A 1856-nucleotide genomic window follows, 5' to 3' on the forward strand; every position below is an offset into this window, starting at 1 on the left:
CCCTACCCTCATGCCCGGACATCCGGAAGATCACCCGACCGAGTCGCCACACTCGAACCGATGCTCACCATGATCGATAGGGAAACGGCTTCTTACGTGATGGCGGGGCTGGTGTTGGCTGCGATGGGCTGGCCGGTGTTGCTCGGGTCGACGGTTCAGACCGTGTCCACACCACTGGCGTGGAAGGCGATCTGGAACGTGCCATAGGGGCCAGCGGCGATAGCCGGGCTGGTGTGCGCGGCGATCCCGAGCCCGTTGGTAACCATGCTCACCGTTCCAGCGGGGGCCATCTCGCGTAGCAATCCGTCGCTGGCCGCCTTGAAGACGATCTCATAGCCGCCGGTGGACAGGGCCGCGGTGCCGACTCCACTGGTGGGCTCCAGCACGCTCGGGGTCTGCACCTGCGTGTTAGCTGAATCCACCGTCCTTGTCACCGCCCTGGAACGCGATCTTCCACCCACCCGAGGGGTTTGCTGCGGTGGCGGGTGCGGTGTTCTGGGCCAGGCCCAGGCCGTTGCCGACCAAATGGGGGACGTCGTTGGTGGTGACGTACCGCAGGAGGGTGTCCGCACCCGCGTACACCGTCACGTAGGTACCGTCCGACAGCGCCGCGATGGCCGGGCTGTTTCCCGGCTTCATGACGAGACCGGTGTCATGCTGACCGTCGACACTGTCCACCGTCCAAAGGTGGTGGTCGCCGCCCTGGAACGCGATCCGCCATCGATCCGTGGCACCTACCGCGATGGCAGGACTGGTGCCCGCAGCTACTCCCAGTCCGTTGCCGGACCGCTGCCTCGAGCCATCCTCGTCGACCTGCCACAAGAATCCATCAGAGGCAACCAAACTCTCTCGGTGTCTGCCATCCGACGTCCTGGCCAGGCTCGGGTTCGTCCCCGGCGACAGTGTCGCGAGCGTCTCAGACGGGACACCATCAGGATCGATCTCCCACTCACGACCGTTCGGCGCTTGGAACGCGATTTGGAATCGGGAATAGTTGCTGTTGACGAGCATGGCGTGGGTGCGGGTCTCGCCCTGGTTCGACGCTTCTGGGACAGAGCCGTCGATCTTGATGTTGTCCCCCGACAGCAATTGCACGTACATCCGCACGGTGAACACCCGCGACCCGCACGAATCCAGCACCGGGATGCCCTGCAACCAGAACGTGCGACCGTAGTGGTGCTCGCTCCCAATGTTGTCCGTGAAGTCCGGACTCTTGGTAATGTTGCAGATGGTTCCTGCGGAGTTGCGCTGGATCACCTCCATCCGAGACAGCACCGTCGCGTGTGCTCCCCGGTCTGATCGCGCGAAAAGCGCGCACGAGGCGCTGTTGTTGCCGCAGGTGGTGACCCCCAGCGTCCCATTTGCACTGATCGCGGTCGCATGCGGAGCGGCCGTCAATACGGGCGCCGTCCGATCTATGTCCTCCGAATCAAACAGAAAAATCCGATCGAACCCGCCGGGGGGCTGCTGGCCCGGCAGGAAAAGGGAGTGGAAATCATTTCTGGCGCGAAATGCATTGAAAATTAGTCTCCTTTCATTCTATCGAGAGGGCCCGGCTTTGAAAACGCCAACCTTCACCCAAGTGTCAACCTTAAAGGGGCATTGACGAACAAAATTCCGTGTGGGGAAAGTTGAGTTGCTTCTACTCATCGGAAGGTCGGCCGAAAGGTCCAGAAGCCGGTCACTCCTCTCCGTACGCGGGCAGGGCTTGATCAGGTTCCATAGGTGTCTGATCGTTAGTGATGCCTGGGATGTGGAGTGCTCGCTCGGGTTCGTTGCGAATTGCTCGGGTGGTCTTGGCGATGTTGTCGGCTCCGAGGGTTTTCAGCACGCCGATGGCGAGGTTGCGGAGGGTC

The 1856-nt window shown here is 62.1% G+C and carries 2 protein-coding genes; both read right to left on the reverse strand.

Going from position 1 to position 1856, the window contains the following annotated elements:
- Positions 1-155 precede the first annotated feature (155 nt).
- On the reverse strand, positions 156-386 hold the full coding sequence (locus tag ACFV3E_RS46635) for a hypothetical protein (protein ID WP_500542621.1): 231 nt from the start codon (positions 384-386) through the stop codon (positions 156-158).
- Between the two features lie 22 nt (positions 387-408).
- On the reverse strand, positions 409-1263 hold the full coding sequence (locus ACFV3E_RS46640) for a hypothetical protein (protein WP_500542623.1): 855 nt from the start codon (positions 1261-1263) through the stop codon (positions 409-411).
- Positions 1264-1856: the final 593 nt, after the last annotated feature.

The sequence above is a fragment of the Streptomyces sp. NPDC059718 genome, assembly GCF_042733315.1.
Classification (GTDB): Bacteria; Actinomycetota; Actinomycetes; order Streptomycetales; family Streptomycetaceae; genus Actinacidiphila.

Bases quoted from the DNA above. Each gene is read 5' to 3' on its own strand.
- ACFV3E_RS46640 (WP_500542623.1), bottom strand. From the start codon at position 1,263: ATGGAGGTGATCCAGCGCAACTCCGCAGGAACCATCTGCAACATTACC.